Origin of the sequence: Pseudoclavibacter sp. AY1H1 (assembly GCF_002931055.1) — a bacterium.
Taxonomy (GTDB): Bacteria; Actinomycetota; Actinomycetes; order Actinomycetales; family Microbacteriaceae; genus Pseudoclavibacter.
This window is the reverse complement of sequence record NZ_PSXX01000002.1, coordinates 349,227-363,962: the sequence shown is the minus strand read 5'-3', so window position 1 is coordinate 363,962 and position 14,736 is coordinate 349,227. Positions and strand designations below refer to the sequence as shown.

Sequence of the window (14,736 nt, the reverse complement as noted above, 5' to 3'; positions counted from 1 at the left end):
TGCGAATGACTTCTCTCACTTCTTCTCCGCTGACGTCTGCCCCCAAGCTGCCGCTCGTCCCTCTCATCGCGCTCGCGTTCTCGACGTTCATCAGCGTCACGATCGAGATGCTCCCGACCGGGCTGCTCGAGCTCATGACGGTCGATCTGGGCGCGACTCGCGCGGAGATCGGCTGGCTGATGACGATCTTCGCGTTCACTGTCGTGTTGACGAGCACGCCGCTGACGGCACTCACGAAGCGTGTTCCGCGTCATGCCCTGCTGGTCGTCGTGCTCGCGGTGTTCGCGATCGGCTCGATCGCGTCGGCGTTCGCGCCCACGTATGCGTGGCTCGTCGTGACGCGTGTCATCACGGGCCTCGCGCACGGCGTGTTCTGGGCGGTCGTCGCCTCGTACATCTCGCTCATCGCCCCGAGGGAGCTGCTCACGCGCGCCGTCTCGATCACGCTGGGTGGCGGGGCGATCGCCTACGTCCTCGGCGTTCCGATCGGCACGGCGCTGGGTCAGGCGTTCGGCTGGCGCTTCGCGTTCGGCTCGCTTGCGGTCATCACGCTGCTCGTCGCGGTGCTCCTCTGGTTCCTGCTGCCTCGGGTGAACCACCTCGACGACTCGTTCTCCACGCGGCCCATCGCGCTTCCGGATGACTCCGACGGGCCTGCGGTGCCGGTGAAGCGCATCCGCTTCGCGCAGCGTTCCCTGCTGACGGTGATCCTGCTGTGCGTCATCACGCTGATCACGATGACCGCCCAGTACGCGTTCTACTCGTACATCTCGCCGTACTCGCTCGACGTCATCGGCTTCCCGGTTGCGACGCTGAGCCTCGTGCTCTTCGCGTACGGCATCGCGTCGGCGGGTGGCACTGCGCTGGCCGGTGTCGTGTTCACGGCGCGGCCGCGGGTCGGCCTGGCAACGGGGTACCTCCTCATGCTCGTCGCGGTGACCCTGCTGCTCTTCGCGCACGACACGACGGTCGCGCTCATCGCGCTGGTCATCTGGGGTCTCGGGATGGGCGTGCTGCCGCCGCTGCTGCAGTCCCGCATCCTGAACGCAGCCCCGTCTCGCCACCGCGACCTGTCGAGCGCCCTGTACACGTCTGGCTTCAACTTCGGCATCGGCTCGGGCGCGCTGGTCGGCGGTCTGCTGCTGGATGCGGCAGGGCTCGTGGCGCTGCCCGTGTTCTTCATCGCGATGGTCGGCTTGGGGCTCGTGAGTGCCCTGGTGCTCGACGCGGTGCTGGCTCGGCGCCCGCTCCAGCAGTCGAACTGAGCTCGGTCGAACTGAGGTCGTCGGCGACCCGCTGCAGTCCGTCGCGGACGGCGGCGATGGTCGGCGATGCGGCGCTCGCGGTGCGGATGGACGTGAAGATCTCCCGTCGTGGGACGCCTGTCAGCGGCAGGAAGCGCACGTTGGGGGCGGCGTGCGCCCAGGTGAGGTCGTTGAGGATGCCAACTGCGTGCCCGGTCTCGATGAAGCGCATCTGCGCCTGCAGGTCGGCGGTCTCGTAGCGGACGTCCGGCTCGAAGCCGGCGACGCGGCACTGCTGCTCGCCCCAGTGGCGCGACGCGGAGCCCTGCGGTTCCATGACCCAGGCGAGGTCTCTGGTGTCGGCGAGCGTGGTCACGGGGGAGTCGACGGGCACGGCGAGACGGAGGGCGTCGTCGGTGAGGAGGCGCTTGTCGAGGCCGGGGTGGTGCGGGGCGGCGTGGCCCGGGTACTGCTCCGCGACGACGACGTCGAAGTCGCCGGCGAAGGTGTCGAACAGCGCCGACTCCGGTTCGTGCTGCACCATCTCGATGCGGAGCCCTGGGTGCTCTTCGGCGAGCACGCGAAGCAGCGGTGGGATGAGGGTGAGCGCCGCGGATTGGAAGACGGCGAGGCGGACGGTGCCGACGGCGCTGGTGAAGGAGGCGAGCACTTCCTGCTCGGCGATCTCGAGGCGTTCGAGGATCTCAGCGGTGTGTCCGGCGAGGATCTCGGCCTGCTGGGTGAGCTGCACACGGCGTCCGTGCTTGCGGAGGAGTTCGACGCCGAGCTCGGTCTCGAGTGCTGAGAGCTGCTGGGAGACGGCCGACGGAGAGAAGTTGAGGGCCTTGGCGACTTCGGCCAGGGTGCCGCGAAGCTGCACTTCGCGGAGGAGTCGGAGCTTGCGTACGTCGAGCATGATCAATCATCACACGTGCTGATGGAAACGCGTCAATTTCCTTCACTTTACCTAACGGAAGTCCGGTGCTGATACTGGGTCACATGACCGCCACCGTGACGCCTGTCTTCCCCGCAGATTCCCTCACCGACCTCGCGCCGGAGGCAGTCGCACTCGTGCGTCGCTGGCTCACGGAGGCCGCCGAGATCCCGGTGGATGCATCCGCCGCTCAGCTCGCCGGAGTGCTCAAGGACCCGCGGGGGCTCGACTTCACGGTCGGCTTCGTCGACGGCGTCGTGCGCCCCGAGGACCTCAAGGTCGCCGCGCGCAAGCTCGGCTCGATCGCCGACGAGGTGCCCGGCTTCCTGCCCTGGTACATGAAGAGCGCCGTGCGCGTCGGAGGCGCCGTGGCCCCGATCCTCCCCGGGGTCGTCGTGCCGGTGGCCCGCAAGGTGCTCCGCGACATGGTCGGCCACCTCATCATCGACGCGACGGACGCGAAGCTGGGGCCGGCCATCGAGCAGATCCGGGGCAAGGGCGTGCGGCTCAACCTGAACCTGCTCGGCGAGGCCGTGCTGGGCAAGAAGGAGGCGGCCCGCCGCCTCGAGGGCACCACGAAGCTGCTCGCGCGCGACGACGTCGACTACGTCTCGATCAAGGTCTCCTCCACGACGGCACCGCACCAGCCGTGGGCGTTCGAGGAAGCCGTCACCGACGTCGTCGAGGAGCTCACGCCCCTGTACCGCCTCGCGGTCGAGAGCCCGAACCGCAAGTTCATCAACCTCGACATGGAGGAGTACAAGGATCTCGAGATGACCATGGCGGTCTTCACGCGCATCCTGGACGCCCCCGAGTTCCTGAGCCTCGAGGCCGGCATCGTGCTGCAGGCCTACCTGCCAGACGCGCTGTCGGCGATGATGCGCCTGCAGGAATGGTCGGCGGAGCGCGTCGCCCGCGGCGGCGCCCCCATCAAGGTGCGCCTCGTGAAGGGCGCGAACCTGCCGATGGAGCGTGTCGAGGCGTCCCTGCACGGCTGGCCCCTCGCGACCTGGGGGACGAAGCAGGACTCCGACACGAGCTACAAGCGCGTGATCGACTACGCCCTCACCCCGGAGCGGGTGAAGAACGTGCGCGTCGGCGTCGCGGGCCACAACCTCTTCGACGTCGCCTTCTCCTGGTTGCTCGCGAAGCGCCGGGGAGCGACGGACGGCATCGAGTACGAGATGCTCCTCGGCATGGCGCAGAGCCAGGCTGAGGTCGTCAAGCGCGAGGTCGGCGGGCTCCTCCTCTACGTGCCGGTCGTGCACCCGCAGGAGTTCGACGTGGCCATCGCGTATCTCATCCGTCGTCTCGAGGAGGGGGCGAGCCAGGACAACTTCATGTCGGCGGTATTCGAGCTGGCCGACAACGAGGAGCTGTTCGAGCGCGAGTCGCAGCGGTTCGTCGCCTCCCTCGATGCGCTCGACCGCGTCGTCCCTCCCAGCAACCGAGTGCAGGACCGCACTGCCGAGCCGGTGGCGCTGCCAGCCGACCGCTTCGAGGAGACGCCGGACACGGATCCGTCGCTCCCCGTGAACCAGGCCTGGGCGCGCGGCATCCGCGAGCGTGCGCAGGCTTCGACCCTCGGCGCGGAGACGATCGAGGCCAACACGGTCGGCACGCTCGGCGAACTGGATGCACGGGTCACGCGTGCCGTCGCGGGCAGCCAGTCGTGGGGTGCGCTGTCCGGCGCGGAACGCGCGGAGGTGCTGCACCGGGCTGGTGACGCGCTGGAGCGTCGACGCGCGGACCTCATGGAGGTGGCCGCGTCGGAGGCCGGGAAGACACTCGACCAGTCGGACCCCGAGATCTCGGAGGCGATCGACTTCGCCCATTACTACGCGGAACTCGCGCGCGGTCTCGACGCCGTCGACGGTGCGTCGTTCGTGCCGTCGAAGGTCATCGTCGTGACGCCGCCCTGGAACTTCCCCATCGCGATTCCCGCGGGGTCGACGCTCGCCGCGCTCGCGGCCGGCGCGTCCGTCATCATCAAGCCCGCGCGGCCAGCTGCGCGCTGCGGCGCCGTCATGGTCGAGGCGCTCTGGGAGGCGGGGGTGCCGCGTGAGGTGCTGCAGTACGTGCAGTTCTCGGACCGTGAGCTCGGCAGTGAGCTCATCAAGAACCCCTCGGTCGATCGCGTCATCCTGACGGGCGGCATCGAGACCGCTGAGCTGTTCCGCTCGTTCCGCCCCGAGCTGCCGCTGCTCGCGGAGACGAGCGGCAAGAACGCCATTATCGTCACGCCGAGCGCCGATTACGACCTGGCTGCGAAGGACGTCGTCGCCTCGGCCTTCGGTCACGCCGGCCAGAAGTGCTCCGCATCGTCGCTCGTGGTGCTCGTCGGGCAGGCGCAGCGTTCGCGCCGCTTCCGCGAGCAGCTCCTCGACGCGGTGCGCTCCCTCACGGTCGGCTATCCGTGGGATGCCGCATCGCAGATGGGGCCGATCATCACCCCAGCCTCCGGGAAGCTGCTCGACGGACTCACGAATCTCGGGGCGGGGGAGCGGTGGGCAGTGGAGCCGAAGCAGCTCGACGACAGCGGCAAGCTCTGGAGTCCTGGAGTGCGGGTGGGCGTGGAGCGCGGTTCCGAGTTCCACCTCGTCGAGTACTTCGGCCCGATCCTCGGCATCATGACGGCCGACACGCTCGAGGAGGCCATCGAGATCGTCAACGAGGTCGACTACGGACTGACCTCGGGCATCCACTCGCTCGACCGCGGCGAGGTCTCGCAGTGGCTCGACACCATCCAGGCGGGCAACCTCTACTTGAACCGCGGGATCACGGGCGCCATCGTGCAGCGTCAGCCGTTCGGCGGCTGGAAGAAGTCGGTCGTGGGATGCACGACCAAGGCGGGCGGGCCGAATTACCTCGTCGGTCTCGGCACGTGGCAGCGGTCGGCCTCCGCCCTCTCGGCTCCCATCGTCGACGCCGGCGCGCAGTCGCTGCTCGACGCGGCGAAGGCGGTCGCGAAGGCGAACCCTTCTGCGCTCTCCGACGCCGACACGGTGATGCTCGAGCGTGCGCTCGGCAGCGACGCCCGCGCCTGGGCTGAGGAGTTCGGACGCGACCGCGACGTGCAGGCGCTGTATGCGGAGCGAAACGTGTTCCGCTACCTGACGTTCCCCGGCGAGATCGTCGTCCGGCTCTCCGAGGATGCCCGGGTCGCGGATCTCCTTCGGGTGATCTCGGCGGGTCTCGTCGCGAGTGCTCGTCTGCGCGTGTCGACGGGTGTTGCCCTGCCGTCCTCGGCGAAGGCCGCCCTCGCCGGCGCCGGCGTGCCGATGCGAACCGAGAGCGATGCTGAGTTCCTCGGCTCGGCTGGCTCGCTGCATGCCGGGCGCATGCGCATGATCGGCGGCGATCCCGTGGCGCTTGCACGAGCCGTGGATGGCCGTGTCGACCTCGCCATCTATTCGGGAGAGGTGACCGAGGCCGGCCGCGTGGAGCTGCTGCCGTTCCTGCGAGAGCAGGCTGTCTCGATTACCGCGCACCGTTTCGGAACGCCGAATGGGCTCACGGAGGGGCTTCTCTCGCGCTGAACCGACGTCGCTGCATTCGCCTCCAGTTCGACCGTCGGGTAATTCTCGGTATCCTGGCGTGAAGTTCGGGCGGTTGTTTTCGGGGGTATTCGGTGCTTGAGAGTTCGAGGCAGGATCTCAGTGCTTGGATCGCGAGGATCGCGCACACGGGGGAGCCGTTCGCGCATTTCTCGACGGATGATCTCGTTTCCGGCGCATTCCGAGAATTCCACGGGGAATCCGGGATTGCCGAATTCTTCGGTCTCTCCAAGCCGGTGAATTCGTCCGCCGCCGCGGCGTTCCACGCATACACTCTCGAAGCCTTCGTCGGTTCGGTGCATCTCTACGGAACGCTGCGCACGAGCTCCGGCGTCGAGCGCGGCGGGGAGGACTTCACTCGGGATGCGCACGAGAAGCTCATCGCGATCGGCATGCTGCGGGGTTCGCTGAAGTACCGGAATGGGAAGCACACGGGCGTGCTGGGGCCGGGGGACGTGCTTGTCGTCAACTCGACGCATCCGCTCGTCACCGCGAGCATCGGCGTGGTCGAGACGCTCGGCATGGCAGTTCCCATCGACGACATCTCGAAGGACTCGCGGGTCACGGGCGGCCAGTGGCCGGTGCGTCTGCCCGAGAGTGCGCTCACGTCCGCCTTCCTGGCGTTCGTCGGTCGCTACCTCGTCGAGGACGCCACCGCGGAGGGCAGCGGGCAGGTGTCGTCGGGGCTCGCCGAGCCGGTGCTCTACGACCTGCTCCGTTCCGCCCTCTTGCAGGTCGTGCCGGCGACGATGACTCCGGCCCAGCAGTCGCTGCGCCTGCAGGTCGCCGTGCACGACCTCATCGAGAAGTACCACGTGCTGCAGGGCTTCGATGCGGACAGCATCGCGCGAGCGCTGCACATCAGCCGCCGCAAGCTGTACCGCGACCTCGCGGAGCACGGCGAGGGTGTCGCCGGGCTCATCGCCGCGCGCAGAGTGAGATCTGCCGCCGCGATCCTCCTCGAGCAGCCGGCCATGCCGCTCAGCGAGGTGTCGGCTGCGGCAGGATTCGGGGACGCGACAACCATGCGGCGGCATTTTCTCTCCAAACTCGGCGTGACACCCGCCGACTACCGCAGAGAGAACGTCTGACCGCGTAGCCTCATCCCTGCGACTCCCGCACGCACGGCGGCTCTCCGTCGAATGCGGAGAACCGCGATCAAGGATTCCCCGCCGCCGATCAAAGGACGCCTCGTGGCTTCGTCGATTCACCGCCCCGCGCTGGTCACCGCCAAGATCGGGCTCGGTCTGCTCGCCTTCTCCTCCATCGTGTCGGAGATAGCGACGATCGTGGAACGCGGAACCTGGGTGCCGGATCAGTTCTTCGCGTACTTCACGATCGAGACGAACATCCTCGTTGTCCTCTCGCTGCTGATCAGCGGAGTCGCGACCGCCGCGAATGCGCAGGGCGCGCGGATCAACGCCTTCCGTGCGGCAGTGGCGGTCTACATCCTCATCGTCGGCATCGGGTTCTCCCTGCTGCTCTCCGGCCTGAGCGACGTCGACTTCACGGCCGTGCCGTGGAACAACACCGTGCTGCATTACGTCATGCCCGTCGTCATGCTGATCGATCTCCTCATCGACCGGCCGACCAAGCGCATCCGCTTCGCGCCCGCGCTCATCTGGCTCATCTTCCCCGCCGGATACGCGGCGTTCTCCCTCATCCGCGGCAACCTCACCGGTTGGTACCCCTACCCGTTCCTGAACCCGACGAACCAGGGCTACGCGCCCGTCGTGCTGACCATCATCGGCCTCGTCGCACTCGGCCTGGCGTTGACCTGGCTCGTGACACTGCTCTCGCGGAGGCCAGCCAAGTCGCGGTAGACTTATCGCGGCCGCGACTGGCGTTCAGGTGGGTCACCACCAGGGAGCGGCTCTTCGGGTTCTCGAGCCGTTCGCCTGGGCTCGCCGGTTCACGACCACATGTTCGCCGTGCCATCCGGTTTCCTGAAGGAGTCTTCGTGACCGATACGTTCAACGCCCCTCTGAGTGAAGTAGACCCTGAGATCGCTGCGGTTCTCGAGCAGGAGCTCGACCGCCAGCGCTCCACGCTCGAGATGATCGCCAGTGAGAACTTCGTTCCGCGCGCCGTCCTCGAGGCAACGGGCAGCGTTCTCACCAACAAGTACGCCGAGGGCTACCCCGGACGTCGCTACTACGGCGGCTGCGAAGTCGTCGACGTGGCCGAGAACCTCGCCATCGAGCGCGCGAAGTCGCTGTTCGGAGCGGCCTTCGCGAACGTGCAGCCGCACTCCGGCGCGACGGCCAACGCCGCCGTCATGCACGCCCTCGCCCGTCCCGGCGACACGCTGCTCGGCCTGTCGCTCGACCACGGCGGACACCTCACGCACGGCATGAAGATCAACTTCTCCGGCCGCCTCTACAACATCGTCGCGTACGGCGTCGACGCCGAGACCTCGCAGATCGACATGGAGCAGGTGCGTGAGCTCGCACTCGAGCACAAGCCCAAGGTCATCGTCGCCGGTTGGTCGGCGTACCCCCGTCAGCTCGACTTCGCGAAGTTCCGCGCGATCGCCGACGAGGTCGGCGCCTACCTGTGGGTCGACATGGCGCACTTCGCCGGACTCGTCGCCGCTGGCCTGCACCCGAACCCGGTGCCCCACGCGCACGTCACGTCCAGCACGGTGCACAAGACCATCGGCGGGCCGCGCTCCGGCTTCATCCTGACGAACGACGCCGACCTGGCCAAGAAGATCAACACCGCCGTCTTCCCCGGCCAGCAGGGTGGCCCGCTCATGCACGTCATCGCCGGCAAGGCGACCGCGTTCAAGCTCGCCGCGAGCGACGACTTCAAGGACCGCCAGGAGCGCACGCTGCGCGGCGCGAAGATCGTCGCCGACCGCCTCCAGCAGGCAGACGTGGCCGAGGCCGGCATCTCGGTCCGCTCGGGCGGAACCGACGTGCACCTCATCCTCGTCGACCTCCGCAACGCTGAGATCGATGGCAAGCAGGCCGAGGACCTTCTGCACGAGGTCGGCGTCACCGTCAACCGCAACGCGGTCCCCAACGACCCGCGCCCGCCGCTGGTCACCTCGGGTCTGCGGATCGGCACGCCCGCTCTCGCGACGCGCGGCTTCGGCGACGCAGAGTTCACCGAGGTCGCCGACGTCATCGCCCTGGCGCTCCTCCCCGACGCCGACGTGCCGGCTCTCCGCGCCCGCACCAAGGCGCTCGCCGACGCGTTCCCGCTCTACCCGGGCCTCGGCGAAGCATGACGGCTGCCTCCCTCGACGGCAAGAAGGCCGCGGCTGAGATCAAGGCCGAGCTGCGGGAGCGCGTAGCCGCGCTCGCGGGGCGAGGCGTCGTCCCCGGACTCGGCACGATCCTCGTCGGAGAAGACCCCGGGTCGAAGTGGTACGTCGCGGGCAAGCACCGCGACTGCGCTGAGGTCGGCATCGAGTCGATTCGCGTCGACCTCCCGACCGAGACCACGCAGGAGGAGCTCGAGGCGGAGATCGACCGCCTCAACGCCGATCCCGCGTGCACGGGCTACATCGTGCAGCTGCCGCTGCCGAAGCACATCGACCAGGACCGTGTGATCGAGCGCATCGACCCGTCGAAGGACGCGGACGGGCTGCATCCCACCAACCTGGGACGTCTGGTGCTGAACGCCAACGACCCGATCACGACGCCGCTGCCCTGCACGCCCCGCGGCGTGATCGAGCTGCTCCGCCGCAACGACATCTCGCTCAACGGCAAGCACGTGCTCGTCATCGGCCGTGGCGTGACGGTCGGCCGCTCGATCGGTCCGCTCCTCACACGACGCGAGAACAACGCGACGGTCACGCTCACCCACACGGGCACGCCCGACATCGGCGTGCTGGCACGTGAGGCTGACGTCATCGTGTCGGCTGCCGGTGTCGCCGGCATCGTGCGCCCCGAGTGGGTCAAGCCGGGCGCCGCTGTCCTCGACGTCGGCGTCAGTCGCATCGAAGACCCGGAGACGGGCAAGTCCAGAGTCGCGGGCGACGTCGACCCGGGAGTCTGGGACGTGGCCGCCTGGGTATCGCCGAACCCCGGCGGTGTCGGCCCCATGACGCGGGCGCTGCTCCTCGAGAACGTCGTCGAGCAGGCCGAGCGCCTGAACCCGGCGGTCTAACAACCGGGTTCGTGCCAAGGGTGCGGGCAGTTCATCGAACTGCCCGCACCCTTTTGCGTATCAGCTTCTCCGCAACCCGCAGTCCGCCGCCACGTGCCACCAGCAGGCGAGCGTGTGCGCCAACTGGACCAAGTCAGTCGCGACCTGAGGCTCAGCCGTGCGGCTGAGACTGGCGCTGCGCAGCGAACGAGGCGACCAGCTGCTCGACGCGATCCGCAATGATGTCGCCACCGAACTCGGGGGGCGATGCGATGGTGCCGTCGGCCGCGAGCAGGATCGCCGCGGGGGTCGCGTGAGCTTCGAAGAACTCCGTGGCGGCCTTCGCGCCGAAGTAGGTGTGGGGCAGCGCGCTCGGGTAGCTCTTCTTGACGGATGCGCGGCTCGACGAGGTGGCGACGATGATCTGCGCGTCGTCGCCCAGCCGCCGCGACCAGTCGCCGACTTGGCTGAGCACGGGTCCGCAGGAACCGCAGCCGACGCGGGCGAAGATGAGGATCGTCGTCTTCTGGGGAACGACGACGAGGTTGTAGAGCAGTTCCGGCGCCCCGTCCCCGGAGACGAGTTCAAGGGTGTGGGGGATGGCATCCCGAGCGGCTGGGTCGGAGATGAGGTCGGGACCCTCGACGAGTTCGAAGTCCTGACCAGCCGTCGCGTCGCGAGTCGTCGTCGGCGCGGAGACGGGAGGCTTCACGATGCCGGCGACGATGCCGACGAGTGCGACGGTCGTGGTCGCGGCGAGCCACAGCCAGTCGTCGACCGAGAAGAGCGCAAGCTGGGTCGGGACTCCGAGCGCCATGCCCGGGAGGAATATCGCGAGGAGCGCTGCGAGCGTGAGGCCCGCGTTCCGCCAGATCGTGATCTGGCTGACCGGCTCGGTGCTGAGCGCCCCGAAGCAGTTGCAGTCGACGGCCTGTCGCTTGGAGACGCTGCGTGCCACCACGACCAGGTAGGTCGCCATGAGGGCGGCGGCGAGGGTGGCCGCGATCAGGTAGGCCGGTCCGCTCAGGAGCAGCAGCGCGGCTCCCAGGATGATCTCGCCCACCGGCAGTGCGACTGCGGCCCACGGCTTCCGGAGCGGGGCGGGGACGCCGAACGCGGCCAACGACTGCAGGGTGCGGGAGCGCTGGGGGAGCTTCAGCGCGCCGCTGGCGATGAGGACGCAGGCGATCAGCGCGGGAAAGATCACGAAGGTGGGAAGCACTCGTTCATTATCGCCCTTGGGCGGCGCGTCGTCTCGCTGAGCTTGACCGGTGGCGCGGGGCCGTCGAAGATCGACGCATGCGCCTGAATTCCCTCGATGTGGTGCGCGGCTTCGCGATCTTCGCCATGATCATCGCCCACACGGTCGTGTTCCTGGACGACCGCGAACCGCGCGCGCTGCAGGTGCTCTTCCAGTTCCTGAACGACGCCGCGTCACCCCTGTTCGCGCTGGTCATCGGCGTGACGGCCGGCTATCAGCTGCGGGATGCGGCGCGGTGGGATTCCCGACGGAAGAGCTTCTTCGCGCTCTCGTGGGTCATCAAGGCGATCGTGCTCATCTTCGTGGGACTGCTGCTGAGCATCAACTTCTCTGGCGTGCTCATCGTCTTGGATTTCCTGGGCATCATGATGCTCGTGGCCACGCCGTTCCTCTTCCTGCCGACGGCCTGGTCGGCCGGGGCGGCGCTGCTCTTCCTCGCGCTGGCGCCCATCGTGAACGAGGCAGCCCGGGCCTGGGCGCTGACGTCCGCGTTCTCGCCGTCGTCGATGTTCGACCCGACCGCCCTCCTGCTCGACTGGACGGTCCTCGGATCCGCGTACCGCCTGACGAACCTGCTGCCGATGCTGCTGATCGGGTTCCTCCTGGCCCGCTGGCAGCTCGGCAACCGGAGCCGAACGGCGTGGGCGTTCGGCGGGGGAGCGGTGCTCCTTGGGGTGTCGCTGTTCGCGCGGCGGTGGGAGGAGATGGCGACCGGTGTCACCCAGTCGGGGTCCTACGGCGACGAGGCGCGGGATCTCGGGCTCGCGCTGCTCGCGTACGCGGGCATCCAGCTGCTCGGGGACTTCTCGGGCGAGCGGATGCGCACCTGGTTCGCCCGCCTGACGAGGCCGCTGGCCGACATGGGCACCATGGCGTTCACCGTCTACTGCCTGCACGTGCTCATCCTCACGGCGATCTGGTCGCAGCTGCTCCTTGGGGAAGAGAACTGGCTCGCGGGCCCCGGTCTCGTCTACCGGCAGCCGGAGGGCCTGCTCACGATGGTCGCCATCATGGTCGTGTGCCTGCTGTTCGCGACCCTCTGGCGCCGGTACCTCGGGGTCGGCCCGCTCGAGCGGGCCATCGGGGTGCTCTCGCTCAGGCATCCCCCGGGAACATTGCTTGCAGGTCCTCCCGCCGCGACCAGGCGAGTCGAACCAGCTCTTCGAGCACCTCGAGATTGAGCGACGAGAACCGCCCCACCCAGATGCAGTCCTTGCCGAGCTTCGCCTTGCCGAGCTGCTCGAGGAGTCCCTCTGAGGCCCACATCTGGAGTCCGTAGATCGACATCGAGGCTTTGCGTGGGGCGAATCCGAGGATCATCGCCTCGCCGGAATGGCCGCTCTCGTACGTGTAGCGATAGCGGCCGTAGCCGATCATCGTGGGACCCCACACGACGGCTTCCTCGCCCGTGACCCGATCCATGATCTCCTTCAGGATGCGCGCGTCCTCGCGTCGCCCCGCGGGCTCTGCCTGATCGATGAGGAGATCGGGTGAGACGTCGGACGGCTTCGTCTTCGTATCTGCCATGACGAGAGTATGACCCCGGCCGCCGACATATGGGGGCCGCCTGAGCAGAGGCGAGGTCTCGATTCGCGATAGGATTCCCCACGGTCGCCGCACGCCAGGCGACTGTGGGGCCTGTAGCTCAGTTGGCAGAGCATCGGACTTTTAATCCGCGGGTCGTGGGTTCGAGCCCCACCGGGCCCACCCTTCTCCCTGCTGATCAGCGGTCGAACGCAACGGCGCGTCGTCATCCGTCTCACCGATGAGATACGCGACGGACGTGCCGAGCGCTTGCGCGATGCCAACGATCTCAAAGAGGTACCAGCGACGAGCACCACGCAGCTTCGCGCTCAGGTTTGGTTGGGCAACGCCGATCGCAGCCGACAGATCGATCTGTCGCATCCGCTTTCGCCACAGCAGTGCCACGATTCGTTCGGACGTCAGGTCGCGTTCGTCTAGCTGAGGCTCATTTGCGATGCTCATAGCTCGAATCGTACCGTACTGCCACCGGACGTGGTGCTTTAGATGCTCATGTGCGCGCGCATATCAATCTGATCTTTTGTGTTAGCTTGCATCTATGCCTCAGAACTTGACTGTCGCCCAGGTAGCGGCGCTCCTTGAAGTCACACCCATCACGGTGCGCCGCTGGATCAAGAGCCAGAAGCTCCCGGCTAGACAGCTTTTCGGCGGCAACTGGCGCATCTCACGCCAGGAGCTCGAGGGTGCCCTCGACATTGCTTTCACCGATGAGCAGATCGAAGCGGTGAAGCAGGCATGAGCTCCCGCACCTTCAACGTCCTGAACAACGTCACGCTGACGCTCGCAGGCCTTTCGGTTCTTGCCGCAGTTGCGCTGGCTTTCATAGGTCAGACGAACGGCTCATTGATCGCAGCGGCAGGTGTCGCGCTCCTGGTTGGTGCCGGTGCCCTGGCAGCGAATGGCAGCCTCGAGAAGTACCGTCCAGCTGGCGGATCGGCGGTGACGCGGTGAGCGGCGGTCGGGAAATCGCGGTCATCGTGTTCTGTGCGTTCGCGATCGTGGTGATGGTCACTGGGGCGCTGGTGCTGCTGCTCGACGGCCCTGACCTTCCAAGTCTTCCAGCCATGTGGGTTGGATCATTGGGGAAGCTCTCGTGAGCGGCGTCTCGGTGCGCTCGACTTCACCCGTCTTGGCGTGGACGGTCGCGACGGGCGTGTTCGTGTTGGCAGGGTCGAGCTTCGCGCTCTCCTTCAGCGCACTGGCGGAACTCGCCGTAGCGTCCGGGGTTCCGGAGCATTTGGCGTTCCTATGGCCGGTCATTGTCGACGGCTTCATCGTCGTCGCCACGTTGGCCGCGTTCTCGTTCAGCGCCCGCCCTGGACGTGTGCAGCTGTACCCGTGGATGGCTCTCGGGGTGTTTGCGGTCGTCTCGGTCGCGGGAAACGCCCTGCATGTGCAGACGCTCGCGCCGGGGGTTGTGGTGGTCGCGGATTGGATCGCGGTCACCGTGGCGTCGGTGCCACCCGTGGCGTTGCTCATCGCCTCGCACTTGCTCGTAGTCATGATCTCGCAACGCCCCGAGCCGCTCGAAGTCGCCCCAGCCCAGGAACTGCCCCCGGTGACGCTAGTGGACGAGGAGCAGCTCGAGCTGGTGTCCGCGCTGATTCCAGCCCTGGGATCGGCCCGGAGCACGACCTCGCACGCTGCGGTTCCCGAGACACGCATCGCTAGGGAGCAGGAAGCGCCTCGCGCTAGCACTGAGCACGAGATCGGATCAGCCCGGATCGTCGCCCCCGTGCACGAGTCGACCAAGGCCGCCGTTGAGACGCCGGATCCGGACCTGGCGGACTTCCTGCAGGTGCCCGAGCGGTTCTCCGCTCAGGGCGTGCGCCAGCCCGCGCCCGTCGAACCGGCCACGTTCGGCGACGAGCGTGCGCCGATTCTCGCGCAGACGGTCGCCCAGGTGGCGACCACTCGCGCCGAGACTACGTCATCGCCGGACCTGGAACTGATCCGAGCACACGACGAGCAGGGCGGGGAGCTGACGGCGAAAGCTGTCGCGGCGCTGCTGAATGTGTCCGAGCGCACCGGGCGTCGAAAGCTCGCGCAGTACCGCGAACTCCCTGCCTCTTAGGGCAGGGCCAATACCAGCCGAGCGCG

14 protein-coding genes, 1 tRNA gene and 1 riboswitch are annotated in these 14,736 nt (G+C 67.8%); of the genes, 11 read left to right on the top strand and 4 right to left on the bottom strand.

Annotation, left to right across the window (positions count from 1 at the left end; all coding sequences use genetic code 11):
* Positions 1-5: 5 nt before the first annotated feature.
* A complete protein-coding gene (locus C5E05_RS06085; RefSeq protein ID WP_181059413.1) occupies positions 6-1,265 on the top strand; it encodes an MFS transporter in 1,260 nt (419 codons plus the stop codon).
* Here the strand turns inward: C5E05_RS06085 and C5E05_RS06080 are convergent.
* Entirely contained in the window at positions 1,180-2,160 is a 981-nt protein-coding gene (locus tag C5E05_RS06080) for a LysR family transcriptional regulator (RefSeq protein ID WP_104341475.1), read from the bottom strand. The genes C5E05_RS06085 and C5E05_RS06080 overlap by 86 nt on opposite strands.
* A gap of 83 nt (positions 2,161-2,243) precedes the next feature.
* Between C5E05_RS06080 and C5E05_RS06075 the strand changes: the two genes are divergently transcribed.
* The 5 genes from C5E05_RS06075 (at position 2,244) to C5E05_RS06055 (ending at position 9,854) form a co-directional block, all read left to right on the top strand.
* A complete protein-coding gene (locus C5E05_RS06075; protein ID WP_104341420.1) occupies positions 2,244-5,717 on the top strand; it encodes a proline dehydrogenase family protein in 3,474 nt (1,157 codons plus the stop codon).
* A 314-nt stretch (positions 5,718-6,031) separates the two neighbouring features.
* Positions 6,032-6,826, top strand: a complete 795-nt coding sequence (locus C5E05_RS06070; protein ID WP_146081055.1) for an AraC family transcriptional regulator — start codon at positions 6,032-6,034, stop codon at positions 6,824-6,826.
* A 102-nt stretch (positions 6,827-6,928) separates the two neighbouring features.
* Complete coding sequence (locus C5E05_RS06065; protein WP_104242558.1) at positions 6,929-7,558, top strand: Pr6Pr family membrane protein; 630 nt, start codon at positions 6,929-6,931, stop codon at positions 7,556-7,558.
* 3 nt (positions 7,559-7,561) lie between these two features.
* A riboswitch (ZMP/ZTP riboswitch) is annotated at positions 7,562-7,646 on the top strand.
* A 49-nt stretch (positions 7,647-7,695) separates the two neighbouring features.
* Positions 7,696-8,970, top strand: a complete 1,275-nt coding sequence (gene glyA, locus C5E05_RS06060; protein ID WP_104341418.1) for a serine hydroxymethyltransferase — start codon at positions 7,696-7,698, stop codon at positions 8,968-8,970.
* Positions 8,967-9,854, top strand: a complete 888-nt coding sequence (locus C5E05_RS06055) for a bifunctional methylenetetrahydrofolate dehydrogenase/methenyltetrahydrofolate cyclohydrolase (RefSeq protein WP_104242554.1) — start codon at positions 8,967-8,969, stop codon at positions 9,852-9,854. Before glyA ends, C5E05_RS06055 begins: the two co-directional genes overlap by 4 nt.
* Positions 9,855-10,005: 151 nt before the next feature.
* Here C5E05_RS06055 and C5E05_RS06050 read toward each other — a convergent pair whose 3' ends face one another.
* Complete coding sequence (locus tag C5E05_RS06050; RefSeq protein WP_104299398.1) at positions 10,006-11,055, bottom strand: MauE/DoxX family redox-associated membrane protein; 1,050 nt, start codon at positions 11,053-11,055, stop codon at positions 10,006-10,008.
* A 77-nt stretch (positions 11,056-11,132) separates the two neighbouring features.
* On the opposite strand from C5E05_RS06050, the gene C5E05_RS06045 reads away from it, so the two are divergent.
* Complete coding sequence (locus tag C5E05_RS06045; RefSeq protein ID WP_104341417.1) at positions 11,133-12,275, top strand: acyltransferase family protein; 1,143 nt, start codon at positions 11,133-11,135, stop codon at positions 12,273-12,275.
* Here C5E05_RS06045 and C5E05_RS06040 read toward each other — a convergent pair.
* Entirely contained in the window at positions 12,190-12,621 is a 432-nt protein-coding gene (locus tag C5E05_RS06040; RefSeq protein WP_104341416.1) for a DUF1801 domain-containing protein, read from the bottom strand. The genes C5E05_RS06045 and C5E05_RS06040 overlap by 86 nt on opposite strands.
* Positions 12,622-12,728: 107 nt before the next feature.
* Here C5E05_RS06040 and C5E05_RS06035 point away from each other — a divergent pair.
* A tRNA-Lys gene (locus tag C5E05_RS06035) sits at positions 12,729-12,801 on the top strand.
* Here the strand turns inward: C5E05_RS06035 and C5E05_RS20700 are convergent.
* A complete protein-coding gene (locus tag C5E05_RS20700) occupies positions 12,763-13,080 on the bottom strand; it encodes a helix-turn-helix domain-containing protein (protein WP_374953446.1) in 318 nt (105 codons plus the stop codon). The two genes, C5E05_RS06035 and C5E05_RS20700, sit on opposite strands and share 39 nt — an antisense overlap.
* A gap of 94 nt (positions 13,081-13,174) precedes the next feature.
* Here C5E05_RS20700 and C5E05_RS06030 point away from each other — a divergent pair, with 94 nt between their 5' ends.
* The 3 genes from C5E05_RS06030 (at position 13,175) to C5E05_RS06020 (ending at position 14,710) form a co-directional block, all read left to right on the top strand.
* Positions 13,175-13,375 (top strand): helix-turn-helix domain-containing protein, encoded by a 201-nt coding sequence (locus tag C5E05_RS06030; protein ID WP_104341415.1) that lies wholly within the window; start codon positions 13,175-13,177, stop codon positions 13,373-13,375.
* Entirely contained in the window at positions 13,372-13,587 is a 216-nt protein-coding gene (locus tag C5E05_RS06025) for a hypothetical protein (protein WP_104341414.1), read from the top strand. The genes C5E05_RS06030 and C5E05_RS06025 overlap by 4 nt, the downstream gene beginning before the upstream one ends.
* Before the next feature lie 142 nt (positions 13,588-13,729).
* Entirely contained in the window at positions 13,730-14,710 is a 981-nt protein-coding gene (locus C5E05_RS06020) for a DUF2637 domain-containing protein (RefSeq protein ID WP_181059411.1), read from the top strand.
* Positions 14,711-14,736: the final 26 nt, after the last annotated feature.